At 71.0% G+C, this 20068-nt stretch carries 20 protein-coding genes; 14 read left to right on the forward strand and 6 right to left on the reverse strand.

Features of this window, described 5'->3' with window-relative positions; genetic code table 11:
- Positions 1 to 114 precede the first annotated feature (114 nt).
- The 3 genes from AB0B48_RS21385 (at position 115) to AB0B48_RS21395 (ending at position 4002) form a co-directional block, all read left to right on the forward strand.
- Positions 115 to 1215: a carboxymuconolactone decarboxylase family protein gene (locus AB0B48_RS21385; protein WP_357204118.1), complete on the forward strand. Its 1101-nt coding sequence runs from the start codon at positions 115 to 117 to the stop codon at positions 1213 to 1215.
- Between the two features lie 1007 nt (positions 1216 to 2222).
- Entirely contained in the window at positions 2223 to 3059 is an 837-nt protein-coding gene (locus AB0B48_RS21390) for an AraC family transcriptional regulator (protein ID WP_355008726.1), read from the forward strand.
- 172 nt (positions 3060 to 3231) lie between these two features.
- Positions 3232 to 4002: a MerR family transcriptional regulator gene (locus AB0B48_RS21395; protein WP_357204120.1), complete on the forward strand. Its 771-nt coding sequence runs from the start codon at positions 3232 to 3234 to the stop codon at positions 4000 to 4002.
- Positions 4003 to 4164: 162 nt separating this feature from the next.
- Here the strand turns inward: AB0B48_RS21395 and AB0B48_RS21400 are convergent, their stop codons facing one another.
- Together AB0B48_RS21400 and AB0B48_RS21405 are read right to left on the reverse strand one after the other, a co-directional pair.
- Entirely contained in the window at positions 4165 to 4446 is a 282-nt protein-coding gene (locus AB0B48_RS21400) for a hypothetical protein (RefSeq protein ID WP_357204122.1), read from the reverse strand.
- Between the two features lie 68 nt (positions 4447 to 4514).
- Positions 4515 to 4964: an SCP2 sterol-binding domain-containing protein gene (locus tag AB0B48_RS21405; protein ID WP_357204124.1), complete on the reverse strand. Its 450-nt coding sequence runs from the start codon at positions 4962 to 4964 to the stop codon at positions 4515 to 4517.
- A gap of 224 nt (positions 4965 to 5188) precedes the next feature.
- On the opposite strand from AB0B48_RS21405, the gene AB0B48_RS21410 reads away from it, so the two are divergent.
- Positions 5189 to 6241, forward strand: coding sequence for an LLM class F420-dependent oxidoreductase (locus AB0B48_RS21410; RefSeq protein ID WP_357204126.1), 1053 nt, complete (start codon positions 5189 to 5191; stop codon positions 6239 to 6241).
- Here AB0B48_RS21410 and AB0B48_RS21415 read toward each other — a convergent pair.
- Positions 6228 to 7427, reverse strand: a complete 1200-nt coding sequence (locus AB0B48_RS21415) for an FAD-dependent monooxygenase (protein WP_357204128.1) — start codon at positions 7425 to 7427, stop codon at positions 6228 to 6230. The genes AB0B48_RS21410 and AB0B48_RS21415 overlap by 14 nt on opposite strands.
- A 164-nt stretch (positions 7428 to 7591) precedes the next feature.
- On the reverse strand, positions 7592 to 7786 hold the full coding sequence (locus AB0B48_RS21420; protein WP_355008720.1) for a DNA-binding protein: 195 nt from the start codon (positions 7784 to 7786) through the stop codon (positions 7592 to 7594).
- A gap of 349 nt (positions 7787 to 8135) precedes the next feature.
- On the opposite strand from AB0B48_RS21420, the gene AB0B48_RS21425 reads away from it, so the two are divergent.
- From AB0B48_RS21425 to AB0B48_RS21470, 10 genes are all read left to right on the forward strand, one after another.
- Positions 8136 to 8930 (forward strand): TIGR03084 family metal-binding protein, encoded by a 795-nt coding sequence (locus tag AB0B48_RS21425; protein ID WP_357204130.1) that lies wholly within the window; start codon positions 8136 to 8138, stop codon positions 8928 to 8930.
- A gap of 77 nt (positions 8931 to 9007) precedes the next feature.
- Positions 9008 to 10198 carry a cytochrome P450 gene (locus AB0B48_RS21430; protein ID WP_357204132.1) on the forward strand — a complete coding sequence of 397 codons (1191 nt, stop codon included), beginning with the start codon at positions 9008 to 9010 and terminating at the stop codon, positions 10196 to 10198.
- Between the two features lie 38 nt (positions 10199 to 10236).
- Entirely contained in the window at positions 10237 to 11808 is a 1572-nt protein-coding gene (locus tag AB0B48_RS21435) for an amino acid adenylation domain-containing protein (RefSeq protein WP_357204134.1), read from the forward strand.
- A complete protein-coding gene (gene cmdF / locus AB0B48_RS21440) occupies positions 11805 to 13412 on the forward strand; it encodes a tyrosine 2,3-aminomutase (protein WP_357204136.1) in 1608 nt (535 codons plus the stop codon). Before AB0B48_RS21435 ends, cmdF begins: the two co-directional genes overlap by 4 nt.
- The gene (locus AB0B48_RS21445; protein ID WP_357204138.1) at positions 13396 to 14100 is read left to right on the forward strand and encodes a DUF899 domain-containing protein; all 705 of its coding nucleotides are present in this window, start codon (positions 13396 to 13398) and stop codon (positions 14098 to 14100) included. Before cmdF ends, AB0B48_RS21445 begins: the two co-directional genes overlap by 17 nt.
- Positions 14101 to 14107: 7 nt before the next feature.
- Positions 14108 to 15277, forward strand: a complete 1170-nt coding sequence (locus AB0B48_RS21450; RefSeq protein ID WP_357204140.1) for a DegT/DnrJ/EryC1/StrS family aminotransferase — start codon at positions 14108 to 14110, stop codon at positions 15275 to 15277.
- Positions 15274 to 16023, forward strand: coding sequence for a class I SAM-dependent methyltransferase (locus tag AB0B48_RS21455; protein WP_357204142.1), 750 nt, complete (start codon positions 15274 to 15276; stop codon positions 16021 to 16023). The genes AB0B48_RS21450 and AB0B48_RS21455 overlap by 4 nt, the downstream gene beginning before the upstream one ends.
- Entirely contained in the window at positions 16020 to 16733 is a 714-nt protein-coding gene (locus tag AB0B48_RS21460; RefSeq protein WP_357204144.1) for a class I SAM-dependent methyltransferase, read from the forward strand. Before AB0B48_RS21455 ends, AB0B48_RS21460 begins: the two co-directional genes overlap by 4 nt.
- A 17-nt stretch (positions 16734 to 16750) precedes the next feature.
- Positions 16751 to 17728, forward strand: a complete 978-nt coding sequence (locus AB0B48_RS21465; RefSeq protein WP_357204146.1) for an aldo/keto reductase — start codon at positions 16751 to 16753, stop codon at positions 17726 to 17728.
- A 30-nt stretch (positions 17729 to 17758) separates the two neighbouring features.
- Complete coding sequence (locus AB0B48_RS21470; protein WP_357204148.1) at positions 17759 to 19033, forward strand: activator-dependent family glycosyltransferase; 1275 nt, start codon at positions 17759 to 17761, stop codon at positions 19031 to 19033.
- 65 nt (positions 19034 to 19098) lie between these two features.
- Here AB0B48_RS21470 and AB0B48_RS21475 read toward each other — a convergent pair whose 3' ends face one another.
- Complete coding sequence (locus tag AB0B48_RS21475; RefSeq protein WP_357204150.1) at positions 19099 to 19536, reverse strand: nitroreductase family deazaflavin-dependent oxidoreductase; 438 nt, start codon at positions 19534 to 19536, stop codon at positions 19099 to 19101.
- 3 nt (positions 19537 to 19539) lie between these two features.
- A complete protein-coding gene (locus tag AB0B48_RS21480; RefSeq protein ID WP_357204152.1) occupies positions 19540 to 20046 on the reverse strand; it encodes an SRPBCC domain-containing protein in 507 nt (168 codons plus the stop codon).
- Positions 20047 to 20068: the final 22 nt, after the last annotated feature.

The following is a 20068-nucleotide window of genomic DNA, read 5'->3' on the forward strand; positions in this document are numbered from 1 at the left end:
GGCCGGTGACGAGCCCGCCCGGGTGCACCGGACCCTCGCCGCGACGCTGGACCGCGTGCTGAGCGAGATCGCCGAGATCCAGCGGCCGGCGCCTGTTCTTCCGAGGGGGAATCGGTGCGAAAGCTCATCGCGAGGGTCGCTCGACCCGCCACGGCGTTGCAACTCCGGCACGTCGCGCCAGTCGCGCCGAGCCGGGCCGACGGCCCGGTGGCGGCCGTGTACCAGCAGATCGAACGGGACTTCGGGATGCTCGCACCGCCGGTGGCGCTGCACGCGGCCTCTCCGGTCGTGCTCGCCGCGGCCTGGACCATGCTGCGCGAGGCGCTGCTGGCGTCCGGGCAGACGGGCCGGGAGGCCCGGGAGGTGGTGGCAGCCGGGGTGTCCCAGGCCAACCGTTGCCCGTACTGCGTGGACGTGCACGGTGGCACCCTCGCCGGCCTGCTGAGCGGCCCGGACGCCGCCGCCATGCTGACCGGGCAGTTGGCCGACCTGCGGGACCCGCGGCTGCGTGAGCTGGCCCGCTGGGCCGCCAACGGCGGGCCGCCGCCGTTCCCGCCCGAGCACGGTCCCGAACTCGTCGGCGTCGCTGTGGTGTTCCACTACCTGAACCGGATGGTCAACGTCTTCCTGCCGGACTCGCCCCTGCCGCCGGTGCCCCGCCCGGTCGCTGCGGTGCTGCGCCGGGGCGCGGCCCGGATCCTGGCCGGGCTGGCCGGCAGGGCCGTGGTCCCGGGCGAGTCCCCGGGCCTGCTGCCTCCGGCGACGGTGCCGCCGGACCTGTCCTGGACCGGCGACCGGCCGCACCTGGTGGCGGCGTTCGCCCGGTCCGCGGCGGTGGTCGACGCGGCAGGCGAACGCACCGTCCCGGCACCGGTACGCCGGCTGTTGACGGCGCAGCTCCCTCGCCTTGGCGCGCCCCCGTCCGGCCTGGACGCGCGCCCGGCCGCCCTGCGACTTGGTTGGCTCGACGAGTGCGTCGCGGGCCTGCCGGAGTCGGACCGCCCGGCGGGGCGTCTGACGTTGCTGGTGGCGTTCGCCTCCTACCGGGTCACCGCCGCCGATGTCGACCGGGTACGCGCCCAGGGGTACGACGACCGCGGCCTCGTCGAACTGGCCGCCTGGTCGAGCCTCACCGCCGCCCGTCACCTGGGCGCGCGCGCCCTTCGCGTGGCGCCGGCCCCGACGGCGGGCTGGAGCCGGCGCACCATCGGCTGATCCTGGAGGCGTACGGCCCGCCCGACGCCTCCTGGATGTCGCCGGCCGCGCCTTCAGGTGCAACGACGCCGGCCCGTCTGGTACGCCTTCCTGAGCAGTAGGACGCGCCCCTCGGGTGTGTCTCCCCACGGGTGTCCCGCCGACGGGATACTCGAAAGGGGTCGGTCAGACAACCCTCGCCCCCATCCCTGGTAGGGACCGTGCCGGGTGGCACGAGGCGGTGCGGCCGACGGGATTCCACTGTCATTTACCCTATTGTTCACCTGGCCGGACGGCGATCTTTGGAATCCGTCCGGACTGACCATCCGGGCCCGATCGAAACCAGCGCGACGAGCGGCTGAGCCATTTCCTCGGCACCCGATTGAGAATTGACGAATATTGGCCACGCGATCCCGGAACGAGCAATTCAGATAGTAATTCTCTTTAAGAGCAAAACGGCTATTGGCAATCCGGGAAGCTCTGACTATGCATTGCATTAAATCCGGTCAACAGCGTGAACAAACAATCTTACCTTCCGCTCATCGCTCCGGTCAATAATCTTTTTCAGTCGGCAAAGCGCCAGATTCACTGAAGGTAGCCAAACCGCCGGGTACATGATCGACAATTACCGACGTTTCGCGTCAAACCGCAGCCCAGGGGCACCGTATCTGTGACCAGTTTCCAAATTGACCGCTTTCGGCACCCCCCGTGGAAAGTGGGTCGCACCGCTATCCGCATGGATGACCGTCAGCTTCATATGAGTGTCGAAGGCACTGCTCAAGGCGTTCCTCTCTTCACGATTGCGGTCTATTGCCCTCGATGATCAGCAGTATTGTCAATCGCTCTGGGCTGGGCTAGCCTCGACCGGAAGCGGAGCCCTTCGGGGCGGCGGGAGTGAGGCAGCAGGGCATACCAGCGCAATCATATGCATCACTACAGCGCTCGATGGGACCAAAACCGCGATGCTTTACACGACAATTATTACCACCTAGTACGAAAAATCGCCGGACAGGTCAGGGGGAGGCATCATGGAGGAATCGACCAAGCAGGCCGTGAATCGTGCGATCAGCACCATGCGAGAGAACCTCGGCGAGCAACTCACCGTCGACGACATGGCCAGGGCTGCCATGTTCAGCAAGTTCCACTTCACCAGGATCTTCCAGCGGACCACCGGGGTCTCCCCGGGCCGTTTCCTGTCCGCGCTGCGTCTGCAACGCGCCAAACAGCTGCTGATCTCCACCACACTCAACGTCGCCGACATCAGCCTCCGCGTGGGCTACAACAGCGTCGGCACCTTCAGCTCGCGGTTCACCCGCAGCGTCGGCATGTCGCCAACCACCTACCGACGCCGCGCCGGCTACGCCCCGCAGATCGCGACCGACCCGGAACCGGCCCCGCTCTCCGAGGCTCGGGTGCACGGCCGCATCCCCTCGCAGCCGGGCCGGCCGAACGGGCCGGTCTTCGTCGGCCTCTTCACGGACCGCATCCCCGAGGGCCGTCCGGTGCGTTGCGCGGTGCTACCCGACGGCGGCTACTTCCACTTCGACACGGTGCCGCCGGGCACCTGGTACCTGCTCGCTCAAGCCGTCGACACCAACGCGGGCGGGCGTCCCGACGAGGCGAACCGACCGATCGCGGTGGCCTCGGAGGGGCCGCTGACGGTCTCATGGAACTCCGACATCCGGGTGGACCTCGACCTACAGCCGATCCAGAGCATCGACCCGCCCGTGCTACTGGCCCTGATGGACAGCCGAAAGCTCGCGTTGGCCCGGGTCGCGGCGGAACAGCAGGCCGCCGAGACGCCCCTGAGCGCCGCGCCCGTAATGATTACGAAGCTCCGCGAGTCCGACCGTACCGCTGCCTGACTGCTCGACTGCTCGACTGCTCGACCGCCGGTCCCACCCGGGCCACAGCCGCGACGCGGTGACGGCCCGAACGCTTCCGCCACGAGCGTGCCATGGGATCGCCATCAATCTCCACCCTTTCTACGTGGGAGAATCGCACCGCGGGGCTGTGTTGACCAGCTGGGGGAACTCGATGCGCATCTCTGACCTGAGCCGCTACACCGGCGTGCCCGTCGCAACAATCAAGTTCTATCTTCGTGAGGGTCTCGTCCCACCGGGCCGACTGACTGGCCGCAACCAGGCGCAGTACGGCGAGGCGCACCGACGGCGCCTGCTCTTCATCCGAGCGATGACCGGCATCGGCCAGCTTGAACTGTCCACAGTGATGGAACTGCTGACGGCCATCGAGGACGACGACCTCCCACTTCCCGGGCTGTACCGGACCGCCAACCGGGTGGTGTACCCGGACCTCGACAAGTCCAAGGCCGTCAACGACGTGACGGCCGAGCGCACCGAGGTCGACCGCCTCATCAACGAGCTGGGCTGGCAGGTGGGCGACGACGTCCCGGGTCGGAACCGGCTGGCCCATGTCCTCGCAGCTCTGCGCGAGCTCGGCTGTAGCCACGGCACCGAGTTCTTCCATCCGTACGCACAACTCGCGGAACAGTCCGCGGACCGCGAGCTCAGTCTGCTGCCGCGCGACGACATGGAAGTGGAGCGGGCCGCCGCGGTGGCCCGCGCGGTGCTGCTCGACGCGGCGCTCGCCGCGCTGCGCGGGATGGCCCAGGAGCACCTGGTCACCCAGCGTTTCGGCAGACCGGCCGACACGTCCGGAGCGGCCCCGTCGACGCACGGCCGCTCCCCCACCACCGACGCGCCGCCGGCGAACGGCACGCGGCACGCCGGCGACCCGGCGACCGGGGTGCCCCAACAGCTTCCCCGCCGGGCCGACCGTGCCAGCTGAGAGGCACGTGGGAGACGGGCACAGGCACGTTGCCCGGCGGGAGAGCGGCGACACCCGCAGCGGCCGCGGTGCGCGCGCCTCAGTCGGCGTACGCGACCCGGTGGCGCCCGCGGATCCTGGCGAGGTCGTACCGCCTGACGGTGCGCGCCGCGAGCCAGCCGCTCATCGGGAGTCACCCGCTGGGTCGGCGTTGTAGAAGGGGCCGTCGAGAAGCGTGGCCGGAATGCCGCGCCAGCGGTCTTCGACGTTCTCGGCGCGAGAGTTTCCGAGCGTCTGCGGCGCACCTCGCCCGTCTCCGGCCGGCCCGCCGATGTGGTAGCCGGGACCGTCGAGGAGCGTGGCCGGGATACCGCGCCACGGGTCTTCGAGGTCCCCGTGGCGAGGGTCTGCGGCCGAATCCTCGGCATCGCGCCCATCCTCACCGTGCGCACCGGTGTCGGTCATGTTCTCGCTCCTCACCTGCCGAATCGCCAGATGGACACGACGCCTCCGCCCGGTCCGGGCCGCGCCGCTCAGGGCCGGGGGGCGGCGAAGAAGGTGGGGAACCGGGCGGTCAGACCGAGGTCACCTCGGGTCTTCAACCGGCCCTTCATCACCAGCATCACCGCGTGCGCGTTGCCCGTGACCAGGTGGACGAAATCAGCCGCGGCCAGGTTCAAGGTCAGCTGTGGCTGCCCGTCGGCGCGGGACGACAGAGTGCAGACGCCGTCGGCGATGACCATCTGGTAGGTGTCGACGCCGCCGTCCGGTCGATCGCCGATGCGCCAGTGCACCACCGCCCGGGTCCGGCCGGCGACCTCGGGCCGAAACGCGGACTGCATCCCGCCGATCAGGTGATCGAGGATTTCGGCACGCCGCTCACCGCGCATGACCTCGCGCAGCTCGTCGTCCGGAGTGTGCTTGACCAGACGGGCGAACTCGACCGGATCCATAGCTTCGACACGTGAATCGTGGATGGACATCAAACTCCTCCATGCTCACCACAGCAGCGGTGCGACTTCCGTGCCCTCCGGTCATCGCCACCCCCTGCTCTCGTCACACATCCTGGCCCCGAGTTCGACCGGGAGCACCTCCCAGGCTGCGCAGGTGCCAGGGCCCGTCTGATCGGGCGTCGCCGGTGCCCTGCGCTGCGGGAACGGCACGGCGCGAGATGCCCGCCGATGCGACCCGACGCCACGATGGTCGGATGCGACTGTCGCTGAATCTGGGACATCTGGTGGGCGCCGGCGATGCTGCCGGCCGGGTGCGGTTGGCCGTCGAGGCCGAGCGGCTCGGCTTCCACACCGTGTGGGCGGCGGAGGTGTACGGCTCGGACGTGGTGACGATGCTGACCTGGATCGCCGCGCACACCCGGTCCGTCAACATCGGCTCCGCCGTCATGCAGATGCCGGGACGCAGCCCCGCACTCACCGCGATGACCGCCGCGACCCTCGATCGCCTGTCCGGCGGTCGGTTCCGGCTGGGCCTCGGCGTCTCCGGACCACAGGTGTCCGAGGGATGGCACGGCGTGCCCTTCGCCGACCCGCTCGGGCGGACCCGTGAGTACGTCGACGTGCTCCGCCTCGCCCTGTCCCGGCGCCCGCTCGCCCACCCGGGCCGGCACTACCCGCTGCCGCTGGCCGGCGGCGCCGGCAGAGCCCTGCGGCTGACCGTCCATCCGCCCCGCCCGGACCTGCCGATCTATCTGGCCGCGGTCGGCCCGCGCAACCTGGAACTGGCCGGGGAGATCGGCGACGGCTGGCTCGCCGCATTCCTCAGCCCGGAGTTCGCGGCCGAGCAGTTGCGGCACGTCCGGGCCGGCCGGGAGCGAGCCGGCCGGCCCATGGACGGGTTCGAGGTGATCGCGTCAGTGCCGCTCGCCGTCGGCGACGACGTCGGGCGGTGCGTCGACCGGGTCCGCGCGCACGTCGCCCTCTATCTCGGCGGCATGGGCAGCCGAGACCGCAACTTCTACAACCTCCTCGCCGCACGCATGGGATACGCGGACGCGGCCCGTGACGTCCAGGAGCTGTATCTGGCGAAGCGGTACGCCGAGGCGGCCGCCGCCGTACCGGCGGACTTCGTCGACCGTACGTCGCTGCTCGGGCCGGTGGACCGGATCGCCGGGCGGCTTCGCGAGTTCGCCGAGGCCGGCGTCACCGAGCTGGCGGTCACCGTCTTCGGCGGCGGCATCGGTGCCCTGCGGGAGGTTCACGAGGCGTACACCGCGGACCGGTCGACGCCGCTCAGGCGGGGGTGACCGTCCGGTTCCAGTCGATCCGGTGCCGGTGCACCGGGCCGAACATCCGCTCGGGCTTCAGCACGGTGTGCCGCGCGACGGGGGCCAGCAGCCGCATGAGCGCGTACGCGACCGGGCCGGGTGCCTTGGCCTGATTGGCGCGCGCGGCATCGGCAGCGATCTTCTCCACCCGGGGCCGGCGCATCATCTCGTAGGTGGCGAACGCCGCCTGCACCCCCGGCACATCACGCAGGCAGCGGGCGAGCTGCACGGCGCTCTCCGAGGCCAACGAGGCGCCCTGACCGGACACCGGGGAGGGCGCGTGCGCGGCATCCCCGACCAGCACCATCCGCCCGCGGTACCACGTCCGCAGCGGGGGCAGGATCTCGATGGCGCCGAACGGGAACACGTCCTGCGGCCCGGCCCGGTCGAGCACGTCGCGCGCCGGTACGTCCTCGGCGTGCACCCGGCGCAACCGGTTCAGCCATCGGTCCGCTGGCACCCGGCGCGCCTCGGACATCGCCATCGGCTCGTCGCTGGTGATGTTGCTGAACCAGTTGACGCGTCCGTCGGATCCGATCCAGTGGCCGAAGAAGGCGTCGTGCCCGTTCGCCAGATGCATGACGCCCGGCTCACCGACCGACGGCACCTCCACGGCGCCGCCCAGGCCGAGCATCCCGGTGTACTGCGCCGTGGGTGCGCCCGGGTCGATGAGGCGCCGGACGGCCGATCGGATGCCGTCCGCGCCGATCAGGACGTCGGCGGTCGCGCTGCTGCCGTCGGCGAAGCTGGCGGTGATGCTGTCCGGCGAGTCCGTGGCGCCGACCAGACGCCGGCCGTAGACGATGCGGACACCCGCCGCCTCGGTCCGCTCGCGCAGCAGTCGTTGCAGGTCCGCGCGCTTGACCGCGCGGCTCGGCGGCAGATCGGGCAGGTGCTCGAAATCGCCGAACGGGCGGCCTCGGCCGTCCGTCATCACGGTACGGCGGATGGGGCTGCCAAGGCGGTGCACGTCGTCCTCGACCCCGACGATGCCGAGCGCGTCGATGCCGTTGGGCGCCAGCATCAACTCGCCGCCGACATCGTCGGACGGTCGGTCGTACGCCTCGAACACAGTCGGCTCGATGCCTGCCCGGCGCAACGCGAGCGCCGCCACACTGCCGGCGATGCCGCTACCGATGATCATGGCTGTTCTGGCCTGTGTCATGCCGCTTCCTCCGGGTCGACGCCCCACACTGCCTCGCGATGGAGCTGATGTGTGGCCTTCGTACCCGTTTCCCATCAGATGCCTTCTTCCAAAGTGCTGTGGCGGGTGCCCGTCACGACGAGGCCGGATGGGTGGCGAACAGCCACCCACCCGGTCGTCACGGTTCATTTGAAGGAGAGGCCCTTCGCCTTCATCGACGACTTGAGCGTGCTCAGGGCTTTGGGGCCCATCCCGTGCAGCTCCTTGACCTCGGACTCGCTGATCTTGGTGAACTGCTCCAGCTTGGTGTAGCCGGCACCCTCGAGTGCCCGCAGCGCGGGCTTGCCCAGTGAGCTCGGCAGATCGGTGCCTTGCGCCATCGTGTGACTCCCTTCGGTTCTTTGGACGCGCCCGTCCGGCGTTCATGGTGCCCCAGCGGCGGTGCGAAGACGGTCCGGAAACGTTCCGGTCCCGGTGAGTCGCCACCCGTGCCACGCGTACGCGTTCGTGCGCAGTCGCCCTGAACACCCCGTCGGCGAAGAACCACACTGCCCCGCAGCGCACTGACGAAGGTGCATCACCCTCCGTGCGAGGTCGACCATGGAGACGTTTTCCGGGGATTGGCGCACGGGCCCCGCCTGCAGAGAACCGACGCCGATCCAGTCCACACCGCCGCCCGGCTCGCACCGACCCGACGCCACCCGCACGCCCGATCGAGAGGACCTCACGGTGACCGGACCCGACCCGATCCCCGCCCTGACCGCTGACGGTGCCGAGCTGGACCGGCTGCTCGCCGGCCTGGACGACACACAGTGGAAGCTGGACACGCCGGCTCCCGGTTGGACCATCGCCCATCAGGTGGCCCACCTGGCCGCGACATTCCGGCTGGCCGGTTTCGCCGCCGCGGACCCGGACGGCTTCCGCGCCCGCGTCGCGACGATGAGCGGTGACTTCGACCGCAACGTCGACGTGGCGCTGTCGGCCTATCTCTCCGACCCGCCGCACGTCCTGCTGAACCGGTGGCGGGAGGAACGCGCCAACGCCGAGAAGGCTCTCGCCGCCGTGCCGGACGGTCAGGTGGTGCCCTGGCTGGTGCGGCCACTACCCGCGCCGGTGCTCGCCTGCGCTGGAATGATGGAGCTGTTCGGCCACGGCCAGGACATCGCCGACACGCTCGGCGTGCGTCAGGTGCGGACGGACCGGATCCGGTTCCTCTGCGGCTTCGCGGTGCGCACCTGGGACTTCGGCTATCAGGCTCGCGGCGAGTCGACCCCCGACGTCGAGTTCGGCTACACGCTCACCGCTCCGTCCGGCGCCGTCTGGCAGTTCGGCCCGGAGGACGCCGAGCAGCGGATCTCCGGACCGGCCGAGGACTTCTGCCTGCTCGTCACGCGTCGCCGGCACCGCGACGACCTGTCCCTGACCGCGACGGGGGCCGACGCCGAGCACTGGCTGGACATCGCCCAGGCGTACCGCGGACCGGCCGGTGCGGGTCGCACGCCGGGACAGTTCGGCCGGTCCTGATCATGCCGGATGCACCTCGTTCCAGCAGCGCAACCACGAAGGCGCTGCGCGACACCCGCTGTTGCCAGGATGACGGCATGACCGTCGCGCCGCACGCCGCGGACTTCCTGCTGGGCGACGCGGCACAGCGGCACGCGGGATCCGCACGCCTGGCGGCGCTGGGACCGGTGCACCGGGTGACGCTGCCGTCCGGCGGTCCGGCGTGGCTGGTGGTCGGGTACGACGAGGTGCGCCGGTGCCTGGCCGACACCCGCTTGGAGGGCCGCACCGGCGCGGTAGCCGACCGGCGCGGTCTTTCCGAGCGGCTCCGCCTCGGCATGAACAATCACATGCTGAACCGGGAACCGCCGGACCACACCCGCCTGCGCAGGCTGATCTCCGCAGCGTTCACCCGGCGACGGATGGAGGACATGCGGCCACGCATCGAGCGGATCGCCGAGGATCTGCTGGACGCGATGGCCGGCGCGGACGAGGTCGACCTCGTCGCGGCGTACGCGTTGCCGCTGCCCATCCGGGTGCTCGGCGGGCTGCTCGGCATCCCCGAGTCGGACGACGCCGCCTTCCACCGCTGGACGACCACACTGACGGCGAGCGCGCTGAGCCTCGCCGAACTGGAGGCGGCCGCCGGGGAGATGCTGGACTACGCCCAGGGCCTGCTGCGCGACAAACGCCGCGCGCCGGGTGACGACCTCCTCTCCGCCCTGGCATCGGTGCGGGACGGCGGTGACCGGCTCACCGAGGACGAGCTCACCTCCATGGTGTTCCTTCTGCTGATCGCCGGACACGAAACCACCGTCAACCTGATCGGCAACGCGATGCTGGCGTTGCTGACCGACCGCCCGCAGCTCGAGCGGCTGCGCGCCGATCCGGGCCTGGTGCCGGACGCCGTGGAGGAGGTTCTCCGGTACGAGAGTCCCGTGCAGGTTGCCGCCCGGCGGGCGCGGCAGCCGGTGGCCGTCGGCGGGGCCACCATTCCGACCGGCGCGGTGGTGCTGGTCTCGCTGCTGGCGGCCAATCGCGATCCGGAGCGGTTCGCCGAGCCGGCCACGCTGCGCGTCGACCGGCCGCAGAACGCGCACGTGGCGTTCGGGCACGGACTGCACCACTGCATCGGCGCGCCGCTGGCCCGACTGGACGCGACGATCGCCATCCGCGCGCTGGTGCGCCGCTATCCGCACCTGCGGCTGGCCAACCCGGCCGAATCGCTGGCCTGGCGGGCGAGCGTCGTCATGCACGGCCTGAACGCGCTGCCCGTGCGGCTGCGCTGATCTCCCCGTCGCCCCAACCGATCTGGAAAGGAGGAGGCGTGACCGCGAACACCCAGGGTCTGGAGCCGGCCGAGGCCGGCCCGACCGTGGCCGACCTGATCCGGGCGCAGGCCCGGCGGCATCCCGAAGCGATCGCCGTGTCGGACGGCGACGTCGAGCTCACCTACGGCGAGCTGGCACGCCGCGCGGCCGGTGTGCGGGCGGCGGTGCGGGCGTACGGTGCCGGGCCTGGACGACCGGTGGCAGTGCTCGCGTCCCCCGGCGCGGATTTGGTCGTCGCGCTCGTCGGCGCGCTCGGTTCGGGGGCGCCGATGGTGTGTCTCGCCGGCACCGGGACCGCGCACGCCGCGCTCGCCGATCTGGGGCCGGCGTGCGTACTCACCGACTCGGACCCGGACGATCCGGTACGCCGGGCGGTCGACGCGACCGGCGTGCCCGTGCTGGACCTCGCGGGCATCCCCGGCGCCACCGACACCACGGTGTCCGCCGTCGCTCCGGACTCGACCGCCTACGTGGCGTACACGTCCGGCACCACCGGTCGACCCAAGGGCATCCGGCAGACCCATGCCGCGTTGGCCCAGTTCACCGGATGGTTCGCCGCCGAGTTCGGCATCGGTGCCGGCACCCGGCTGGCGCAGTGGGCGGCACCCGGCTACGACGCCTGCCTCGTCGAGGTGTTCGCGGCCCTGCGCGGGGGCGCCACGCTGTGCCCGGTGCCGTGGCGAATACGCGCGGACCCCGATCGCCTGGTGCCGTGGCTGTCACGCGAGCGCGTGACAGTGCTCCAGACCGTGCCGAGCTTCGCCCGTGAGCTGGAGCCGCTGCTCGCCGGCGATCCGGCGTCGACCCGGCTGGCCGCCCTGCTGCTCGCCGGCGAGGCGCTGCCTGGCCCGCTCGCCCGCCAGCTCCGGGCGCGGCTGCCGCAGACCAGGCTGGTCAACCTGTACGGACCGACCGAGACCATCCTCGCCACCTGGCACGAGGTGTCCGTCGCGGACACCGGGCCCGGCACCGTCGCGATCGGCCGGCCCATCCCCGGACGCGACCTGCTCGTCCTGGACGACCGCGACCGCCCGTGCCCGCCGGGCGAGATCGGTCACCTGGTGATCCGCAGCCGGTACGTCACCACCGGGTACGTGGGGGCGGCGGCCGCGGACAACGGGGTGTTCCACCCGCCGGCCGGTGGCGACGGCGTCACCCCGCACTACCGGACCGGTGACCTCGGCCGGTGGCGCCCGGACGGTGTGCTGGAGTTTCACGGCCGCCGGGATTTGCAGATCAAGATGTACGGCGTCCGCATCGAGCTCGCCGACGTCGAGGCCGCCCTGTCCGCGGACGAAGGCGTGGCCGCCTGCGCCGTGGTGCCCGTGACCGGCAACGACGGCCTGGTCGTCCGCCTCGACGCCTACGTCGTACCCGGCCCAGGCGGGACCCCGGACCACTGGCGCTCGGCACTGCGCCGCCGGTTCGGCGATCCCGTCCTGCCGGTCACCTTCACCACCGTGGATTCCCTGCCGCGCAACACCGGCGGCAAGGTCGACCGGCGCGCCCTGGCCGGCCTCCGTACCGGAAGAACGAAACACCGCGATCCGATGGAGTGTGCACTGTGACCCTTGTCGAGACCCAGACGACCGTCGACTTCGACGGCGAGACCGTCGGCGTGCCCGATGTGTGGAAGGTCGCGGTGGACCGCGTCCGCTGCGGCGTGAACCGGGACGCGCTGGGCCGTGCGGCCAGCAGCCGGGCCATGTTCGAGGACACCGTACGACGCGGTGAGCCGGTGTACGGCGTCACCACCGGTTACGGCGAGATGGTCTACATGCTTGTCGACACCTCGAAGGAGGTAGAGCTCCAGACCAACCTCGTGCGCAGTCACAGCGCCGGCGTGGGGCCGGACTTCGCCGAGGACGAGGCCCGGGCGATCGTGGCGGCCCGGCTCAACGCCCTCGCCAAGGGATATTCCGCGGTCCGCCCCGAGGTGCTGGAGCGGTTGGCGCTGTATCTGAACGAGGGCCTGACGCCGGCCATCCCGCAGATCGGCTCGCTGGGGGCGAGCGGTGACCTGGCTCCGCTGGCACACATCGCCTCCACCCTCATCGGCGAGGGTTATCTGCTGCGTGGTGGTAGCCGCGTGCCGACCGGCCCGGTGTTGCGCAAGCTCGGCATCGAGCCGCTGGAGCTCCGCTTCAAGGAGGGCCTCTCACTGATCAACGGCACCTCGGGCATGACCGGCCTGGGCTGCCTGGTGGCCAAGCGCGCGCTCGATCAGGTTCGCCAGGCGGAGGTCGTCACCGCGCTGGTGTTGGAGACGATGCGTGCGTCGACCAGTCCGTTCCTCGCCGAGGGCCACGACATCGCGCGTCCGCACCGCGGCCAGATCGACACCGCGGCGAACATGCGGGCCCTGATGCGGGGCAGCGGGTTGGCGCTGGAGCACGAGGACCTGCGCCGGCAGCTGCAGGCGACCGAGCGGGCCGCGAACGGCGTCTCCCGTACGGAGATCTACATGCAGAAGGCGTACACGCTGCGGGCCATCCCGCAGGTGGTGGGCGCTGTCCGGGACACCGTGTACCACGCCATGGAGAAGCTGGAGACCGAGGTCAACTCGGCCAACGACAACCCCCTGTTCTTCGTTGGCAAGGAGGTCTTCCACGGCGCCAACTTCCACGGCCAGCCGATCGCCTTCGTGATGGACTTCCTGACCATCGCGCTCACCCAGCTCGGGGTGTTCTCCGAGCGGCGCACCAACCGACTGCTGAACCGGCATCTCAGCGACGGGCTGCCGGAGTTCCTCGTGGCCGGCGACCCCGGCCTGAACAGCGGGTTCGCCGGCGCGCAGTACCCGGCCACCGCGCTGGTCGCGGAGAACCGCACCATCGGGCCGGCCAGCACCCAGAGCGTGCCGTCCAACGGCGACAACCAGGACGTGGTCAGCATGGGCCTGATCGCCGCCCGCAACGCCCGGCGGGTGCTGGAGAACAACGACCGCATCCTCGCCGTGGAGTTCCTGGCCGCGGCGCAGGCGGTGGACCTGCGGGGTGGGCCCGACGGGCTGAGCCCGGCCGCCCGGGCCACCTATGACACCGTCCGCGGCCTCGTGTCCACGCTGAACGAGGACCGGTACATGTCCGACGACATCGAGCGGACCGCCGAGGCGCTGTCGCGCGGGGTGTTCCTGACGGAGCTGGAGCGCGCCGATGTCGTGCTGCGCTGACGGGGCTACGGGCAGCGCCCCCACCACCACCACGCCGGCCCCGGCCGACCGGGCGCAGTGGCTGGCCGCCCGCAAGGCGCTGCTGGAGCGGGAGAAGGAACTGACCCGGGCCCGCGACGCGGTGACCCGGGAGCGGCAGGCGCTGCCCCTGCTGACCGTCGACACGGACTACACCTTCATCGCCCCGGGCGGGCGCCGGCTGAGTCTGCTCGACCTGTTCGAGGGCCGGCGGCAGCTCATCACGTACCACTTCATGGGTTCGTTGGAAGGGTACGGCTGGTGTCCGATCTGCTCGTTCTGGGTGGACAACATCGGTCATCTGGCACACCTGCACGCACGGGACACCACGCTGGTGGTGGTGTCGCCGGAGCCGCCGGCGGAGACGGAGCAGTTCGTCAAGCGGATGGGCTGGACCGTGCCGTTCGTCTCCTGCCACGGCACCACGTTCTACGAGGACTTCCACGTGCGCCTCGACGACGACGACCCGGAGCCGGAGATGCCCGGCGTCAGCACGTTCCTGCGCGAGGGCGACGTGGTGCGCTACGCCTACTCCACCTACCGGCGCGGTAGCGACCTGCTCAACAACACCTACAACTACCTCGACCTCACCCCGCTGGGTCGCCAGGAAGATCACCTGGAGGACAAGATGGACTGGGTCCGCCACCACGACGACTACGAGAGGTGGTGAGCGGGTCATGATCAACGTGTTTCAGCCGTCCCTCGGCGAGGCGGAGCTGAACGCCATCGCAGAGGTGTTCGGCAGCAACTGGGTCGGCAAGGGACCGCGCACCGCGGCGTTCGAGGCGGCCTTCGCCGGCCACCTCGGTGTGGACACCGGCAGGGTCACGGCGGTGAACTCGTGCACCGAGGCGACGTTCATCGCGATGCAGCTAGCCGGTGTGGGGCCCGGCACCGAGGTGGTGCTGCCGACAGTGAGCTTTGTCGGTGCGGGCAACGCCATTGCGGCGCACGGCGGCCGTCCGGTCTTCTGCGACGTGGATCCGCACACCCTCAACCCCACCGTCGACGACGTGGCGGCGGCAATCACTCCACGCACCCGCGCAGTGCTGGCGCTGCACTACGGTGGCCGGCCCGGTGACATCGCGGGCATCGCCGAGCTGTGCCGGGAACGCGGGATCCTCCTCATCGAGGACGCCGCCTGCGCGGTGGACTCCAGCGTGGACGGGGTGCCCTGCGGCACGCTCGGCGACATCGGCGTGTGGAGCTTCGACGCACAGAAGATCGTCGTGGCCGGGGACGGCGGCATGCTCACCGCCCGCGATCCCGACCTGGTGGCGCGGGCCGCCAAGCTCGCGTACTTCGGTCTGGAGCAGTTCAGCGGCTTCTCCCAGGCCCGGCGCTCGGCGCACCGATGGTGGGACTTCGACATCTCGTCGTTCTCCAGGCGTTCGATCATGAACGACATGCAGGCCGCCGTCGGCCTGGTGCAACTGGGCCGACTGCCGGACTTCGCCGACCGGCGGCGAACTGTCGAGGCTCGCTACGACAGCGGCCTCGCCGACGTGCCCGGTCTGACCCTGCCCCCGCCGCTGCCTCCCGGCCAGCGCAGCTCGTACTACCTGTACTGGGTGCAGATGGACGAGGGAATCCGCGACGACGTAGCCAGCGATCTGTACGCCCAGGGCATCTACACGACGTTCCGCTACCCCATCCTGCACCGGGTGGCCGCGTACGGGTCGACAGCGCGGCTGCCCCGGGCCGAGCGGGCCGCCGAACGCACCCTGTGCCTGCCGATGCACCAGGCGCTCAGCGACGACGACGTGGACGCGGTCGTCGCGGCGCTGCGCGCATCCCTCGCCCGTCGGCTCGGCCGGCACACCGTCGCGGCGGGAGACACCCGGTGACCGGCCAACACACGGTGACCTCGGCCGCCTACGACGCCGACGTGGCCGAGATCTACGACCTGCTGTACGCCGGACGGGGCAAGGACTTCGCCGCCGAGGCGGACGCCGTGGCGCGCGTGGTCCGCGAGCGCCGGCCGCAGGCCCGGTCCGTGCTGGACGTGGCCTGCGGGACCGGCGAGCACCTGCGGCGGCTGGCGACCACCTTCCTGGAGGTGGCCGGACTCGAACTGTCCCCAGCGATGTGCACTGTGGCGCAGGCCAAGCTGCCGTCCGGCGCCGTCCACGTCGGCGACATGCGGTCGTTCGCGCTGGGCCGCGAATTCGATGCCGTGTGCATCCTGACCGGCACCATCGGCTACGCCCACGACGTCGACGAGCTCTGTGCGACGGTCCGGACGATGGCCGCGCACCTCGTTCCCGGTGGCGTACTGGTGATCGACCCCTGGTGGTCCCCGGACACCTTCCTCGACGGGCACGTCGCCCACGACGTGGTCCACGACGACACCCGTACCGTCGTGCGGGTCTCGCACTCGGCGCGGCAGGGGCAGGCGGCCCGGCACGAGGCGCACTACGTCGTCGCCGACGGCGGCGGCGGTATCCGGCACTTCTCCCACGTGCAGATGCTGACCCTGTTCACCCGGGAGGACTATCTCGAGGCCCTGCGGTCGGCGGGCTGTACCGCCGAGCATCTCACCGATGCCGGCGGCCTGCCCGGCCGCGGCCTGTTCGCCGGGGTCCGCCGATGACCTACACCGCCGAGTTCGCCGAGATCTACGAGTTCATCTACCGCAGCCGGGGCAAGGACTGGGCCGCCGAGGCGGAGACCCTGACCCGGTTGATCCGCGACCGGCGTCCGGAGGCCGCCAGCCTGCTCGACGTGGCCTGCGGGACGGGCGCACACCTGGCCACCTTCGCCGGCACCTTCGACGAGGTGGCCGGCGTGGAGCTGTCCGAGCCGATGCGTGCGACGGCCCGGACGCGCCTACCCGGGGTGCCCGTGCACGACGGCGACATGCGCGACTTTCGCCTGGACCGCCGCTTCGACGCGGTCACCTGCATGTTCAACGCCATCGGCTACCTGGGCTCGGTGGCCGAGTTGCGTCAGGCCGTGGGGTCCATGGCGCAGCACCTGGAGCCAGGCGGCGTGCTGGTGGTGGAACCGTGGTGGTTTCCCGAGCGGTTCCTCGACGGTCATCTGGCCGTCGACTCCGACACCGACGGGACGCGGGCGGTGGCCCGGATGTCACACACCACCCGCACCGGGCGGATGTCGCACCTGGAGGTGCGCTTCCTGGTGGGGGACGCGGGCGGTATCCGGGAGTTCACCCAGACGTCGCACCTCATGCTGTTCAGCCGCGACGAGTACCTGGGTGCGTTCGCGGACGCCGGCTGCCCGGCCGAGTTCCTGGATGACGGGCTTACCGGGCGCGGCCTGTTCGTCGGGCAGCGCGGCTGAGACGAAGGAGAGCGACGATGCGCTACACCCGACTCGGCCGTACCGCCCTGGAGGTCAGCCCGCTGTGCCTGGGCACGCTCAATCTCGGTGTGCGCACCACGCGCGAAGAGGCGTTCCGCCTCATGGACGAGGCGCTGGACCACGGCATCAACTTCTTCGACACAGCTAACCACTACGGCTGGCAGGTGCATCGGGGGCTGACCGAGGAACTCATCGGCGCATGGTTCGACCAGGGCGACCGCCGGCGGGAGAAGGTGGTGCTGGGGACCAAGGTGTTCAACCCGATGAGTGACTGGCCCAACGATCGCGGGTTGTCCGCCCGGCACATCGTCGCCTCCTGCGAGGACTCCCTGCGGCGGCTGCGCACCGACTGGATCGACCTGTACCACATGCACCACTTCGATCCACACGCCGGCTGGGACGAGATCTGGCAGGCGATGGAGATGCTGACCGGCCAGGGCAAGATCCGGTACGTCGGCTCCTCGAACTTCGCCGGGTGGCACATCGCCGCGGCGCGGGAAACGGCGACCCGCCGGGGTCACCTCGGGCTCGTCGTCGAGCAGTGTGCCTACAACCTGGTGGCCCGGCAGGCCGAGGCGGAGGTGATCCCGGCGGCCCAGGCGTACGGCGTCGGGGTGTTCGCCTGGTCCCCGCTGCACGGCGGGCTGCTCGGCGGCGCGCTCCGGAAGCTGGCCGACGGCACCGCGGTGAAGACGGCGCAGGGGCGCGCGATGCGGGCCCTGGAGGACCGGTACGAGGCCGTCGCCGACTACGAGAAGTACTGTGCCGGTCTCGGGCTGGACCCGGCCGAGGTGGCGCTCGCCTGGGTGCTGGGCCGTCCCGGACTGACCGGCGCGGTGATCGGTCCACGCACCCTGGCGCACCTGCACGGTTCCCTCGCCGCCCTCGACAGCCCGCTCGACCCCGCGGTGATCCGGCGCCTGGACGAGCTGTTCCCCCCGGTCGCCGGCGCCAGCCCGCCGGCGGGCTGGTGAATCACCTCGAACCCGAAGGAGAGACCCGCCATGCGTGTCCTGTTCGTCGCTCCCCCGGACCTGAAGTCACACCTCTACATCATGACGCCGCTGGCCTGGGCGCTGCGCACCGCCGGCCATGACGTGCGCGTCGCCTGCCAGCCGGGCTCGACCGAGGCGCTGGCGCAGGCGGGGCTCACCGCAGTCCTGGCCGGTGAGCCCATGGCCGAGACGCTGGCCGAGGTCGACGAGATGTCCGAGCCGCCGAAGCGCCAGGGCGCGCCGGCCACGCTGCCGGTGCAGACCGACTACGCCCGGGACGATCCGTACGCCGAGCTTGAGTACCTAACCACGAACCTCCTCCCGTTCCTGCACACCGACGAGATGCTCACCGACCTGATCGGTTTCGCCCGCGCCTGGCGGCCGGACCTGGTGCTCTGGGACGCGATGACCTACGCCGGACCGGTGGTGGCCCGGGCCTGCGGCGCGGCGCACGCGCGCATCCTGTTCGGCACGGACGCCTTCGTGCAGCTCTGGGAGGCCGTCCGGGCGGCCGGCGGGTCCCGGCCGGACCCGATGCGCGCCTGGCTGGAGCCGCTGCTGCGCACGCACGGCGGCGGCGCGTTCGCCGACGACGTCGTGCACGGCCAGTGGACGATCGACACCATGCCGCCGTGGACCTGGCGCCCCAGCTCACCGCACTACATCCGGATGCGTCACCTCGCCTTCAACGGCCCCTCGGTGGTGCCACGGTGGCTCTACGAGCAGCCGGCCCGGCCGCGGGTCTGCGTCACGCTGGGCATGACCCACCGCGAGGCGGACGTCGCCGAGGCCTCGGCCACGGACCTGCTCGAGGCGGTGGGCGACCTCGACATCGAGGTGGTCGCCACGATGAGCGCGGAGCAGCTCGCCTCGGTGCCGCGGATACCGGACAACGTGCGGGTGGTCGACTTCGTGCCGATGAACGTCCTGCTGCCGACGTGCAGCGCCATCGTGCACCACGGCGGATCCTCGACGATGGCCTCAGCCTTCGAGCACGCCGTACCGCAGCTCATCGTGCCGAGCGCGTACTGGAGCGAGAAGTGGTTCGGCCCGGTGGCGCAGGCGAACGGGCTGCAGGAGCGTGGCGCCGGGGTGTGGCTGGCCTACGACTCCGACTATCTCACTCCCGCGGGGCTCCGCGAGGACCTGATGCGGGTGCTCAAGGACCCGTCGTTCAAGGAGAACGCGGTCCGCCTGCGTACCGAGATGATGGGTCTGCCCACGCCCAACGAGGTGGTGCCCGCCGTGGAGAAGTTGACGGCGGCCTACCGGCGGGCGGGCTGAGGCGGGGCTGTGCGCCTCCGCGCGGACGGGGGCGGGCCGGCGGAGGCGCACAGCCTGTTCGGGGGTTAACGCAGCGGTTCCAGCAGCACCACCGGGATCTCCCGGGATGCCTTCTTCTGGTAGCGGCGGTAGGTGGAGAAGATCCCCGCCATCTTCTCCCACAGCGCGGGCCGCTCGGCCTCAGCGGCGACCGACGCCTTGGCCTGGAAGGTCTCGCCGTACACCTGCACGGACACCTCCGGTTCGGCGCAGAGGTTCAGGTACCAGGCGGGATTCGCCTCCTGCCCGCCCGCCGAGGCCACCACCACGTACCGGTCGCCGTCCCGCCCGTAGATCAGTGCGGTGCGGCGCAGCTTGCCCGTCCGGCGGCCCCGCGTCGTCAGGAGCAGGGTGGGCAGCTTGCCCTGGAAGTCGTGTCCCTTGGCGCCGTCGCTCTCCACATAGGAGCGCACGTGGTCGGCCACCCACTTGGTGGGACTGTCGTGGATCTCTTCGTCAGCCATGTGTCATCCCTGTTCTCCGTCGAGCAGTCGACGATAGCGTTCGACCAGCGCCGGAGGTGCCGGATCGGGGCCGGGTGGCACGACCTCGCGGCCGGCCAGGTGATCTCCGAGCAGGTCGAGGCCGGCGTGCCAGCCAGCCGCGCTGTAGGCGATGTGGCCCGGGTCGGCCACCGTGGTCAGCAACGTGAGGTCGGTCCCGTCCCCCGCGGCGCACAGGTCCCAGCGCAGGGTGTCCGGACCCCAGGTGTACGCGAAGAGGTGGGGTGGGTCGACGGCGAGGACCTGGCCCGGATCCGTGTCGCCACCGGGCCAGGTGAACGTCATCGCGGCGCCAGCCTCCGGCACCAGCTCGACGGTCATCGGTGTCCACCAGGCGTTGACCTGATCCGGTTCGACGAGGCACCGCCACACCGCGGCGACCGGTGCCGGATAGCGGCGCCGCAGCCGCACGCTGGGCCGCGCGCTGTCCCGGCACAGCGTCACCTGGGTGCCATCCACGTCGAGTGACATGGTTACTCCTTCCGCGATGCCC

The organism is Micromonospora sp. NPDC049089, from assembly GCF_040648775.1.
Lineage (GTDB): Bacteria > Actinomycetota > Actinomycetes > Mycobacteriales > Micromonosporaceae > Micromonospora.

Coding starts and splice junctions, on each gene's coding strand:
- AB0B48_RS21450 (WP_357204140.1), top strand. CDS start 14,108: ATGATCAACGTGTTTCAGCCGTCCCTCGGCGAGGCGGAGCTGAACGCC.
- AB0B48_RS21420 (WP_355008720.1), bottom strand. CDS start 7,786: ATGGCGCAAGGCACCGATCTGCCGAGCTCACTGGGCAAGCCCGCGCTG.
- AB0B48_RS21390 (WP_355008726.1), top strand. CDS start 2,223: ATGGAGGAATCGACCAAGCAGGCCGTGAATCGTGCGATCAGCACCATG.
- AB0B48_RS21395 (WP_357204120.1), top strand. CDS start 3,232: ATGCGCATCTCTGACCTGAGCCGCTACACCGGCGTGCCCGTCGCAACA.
- AB0B48_RS21475 (WP_357204150.1), bottom strand. CDS start 19,536: ATGGCTGACGAAGAGATCCACGACAGTCCCACCAAGTGGGTGGCCGAC.
- AB0B48_RS21405 (WP_357204124.1), bottom strand. CDS start 4,964: ATGTCCATCCACGATTCACGTGTCGAAGCTATGGATCCGGTCGAGTTC.
- AB0B48_RS21480 (WP_357204152.1), bottom strand. CDS start 20,046: ATGTCACTCGACGTGGATGGCACCCAGGTGACGCTGTGCCGGGACAGC.
- AB0B48_RS21415 (WP_357204128.1), bottom strand. CDS start 7,427: ATGACACAGGCCAGAACAGCCATGATCATCGGTAGCGGCATCGCCGGC.
- AB0B48_RS21400 (WP_357204122.1), bottom strand. CDS start 4,446: ATGACCGACACCGGTGCGCACGGTGAGGATGGGCGCGATGCCGAGGAT.
- AB0B48_RS21470 (WP_357204148.1), top strand. CDS start 17,759: ATGCGTGTCCTGTTCGTCGCTCCCCCGGACCTGAAGTCACACCTCTAC.
- AB0B48_RS21460 (WP_357204144.1), top strand. CDS start 16,020: ATGACCTACACCGCCGAGTTCGCCGAGATCTACGAGTTCATCTACCGC.
- AB0B48_RS21465 (WP_357204146.1), top strand. CDS start 16,751: ATGCGCTACACCCGACTCGGCCGTACCGCCCTGGAGGTCAGCCCGCTG.
- AB0B48_RS21410 (WP_357204126.1), top strand. CDS start 5,189: ATGCGACTGTCGCTGAATCTGGGACATCTGGTGGGCGCCGGCGATGCT.
- AB0B48_RS21430 (WP_357204132.1), top strand. CDS start 9,008: ATGACCGTCGCGCCGCACGCCGCGGACTTCCTGCTGGGCGACGCGGCA.
- AB0B48_RS21445 (WP_357204138.1), top strand. CDS start 13,396: ATGTCGTGCTGCGCTGACGGGGCTACGGGCAGCGCCCCCACCACCACC.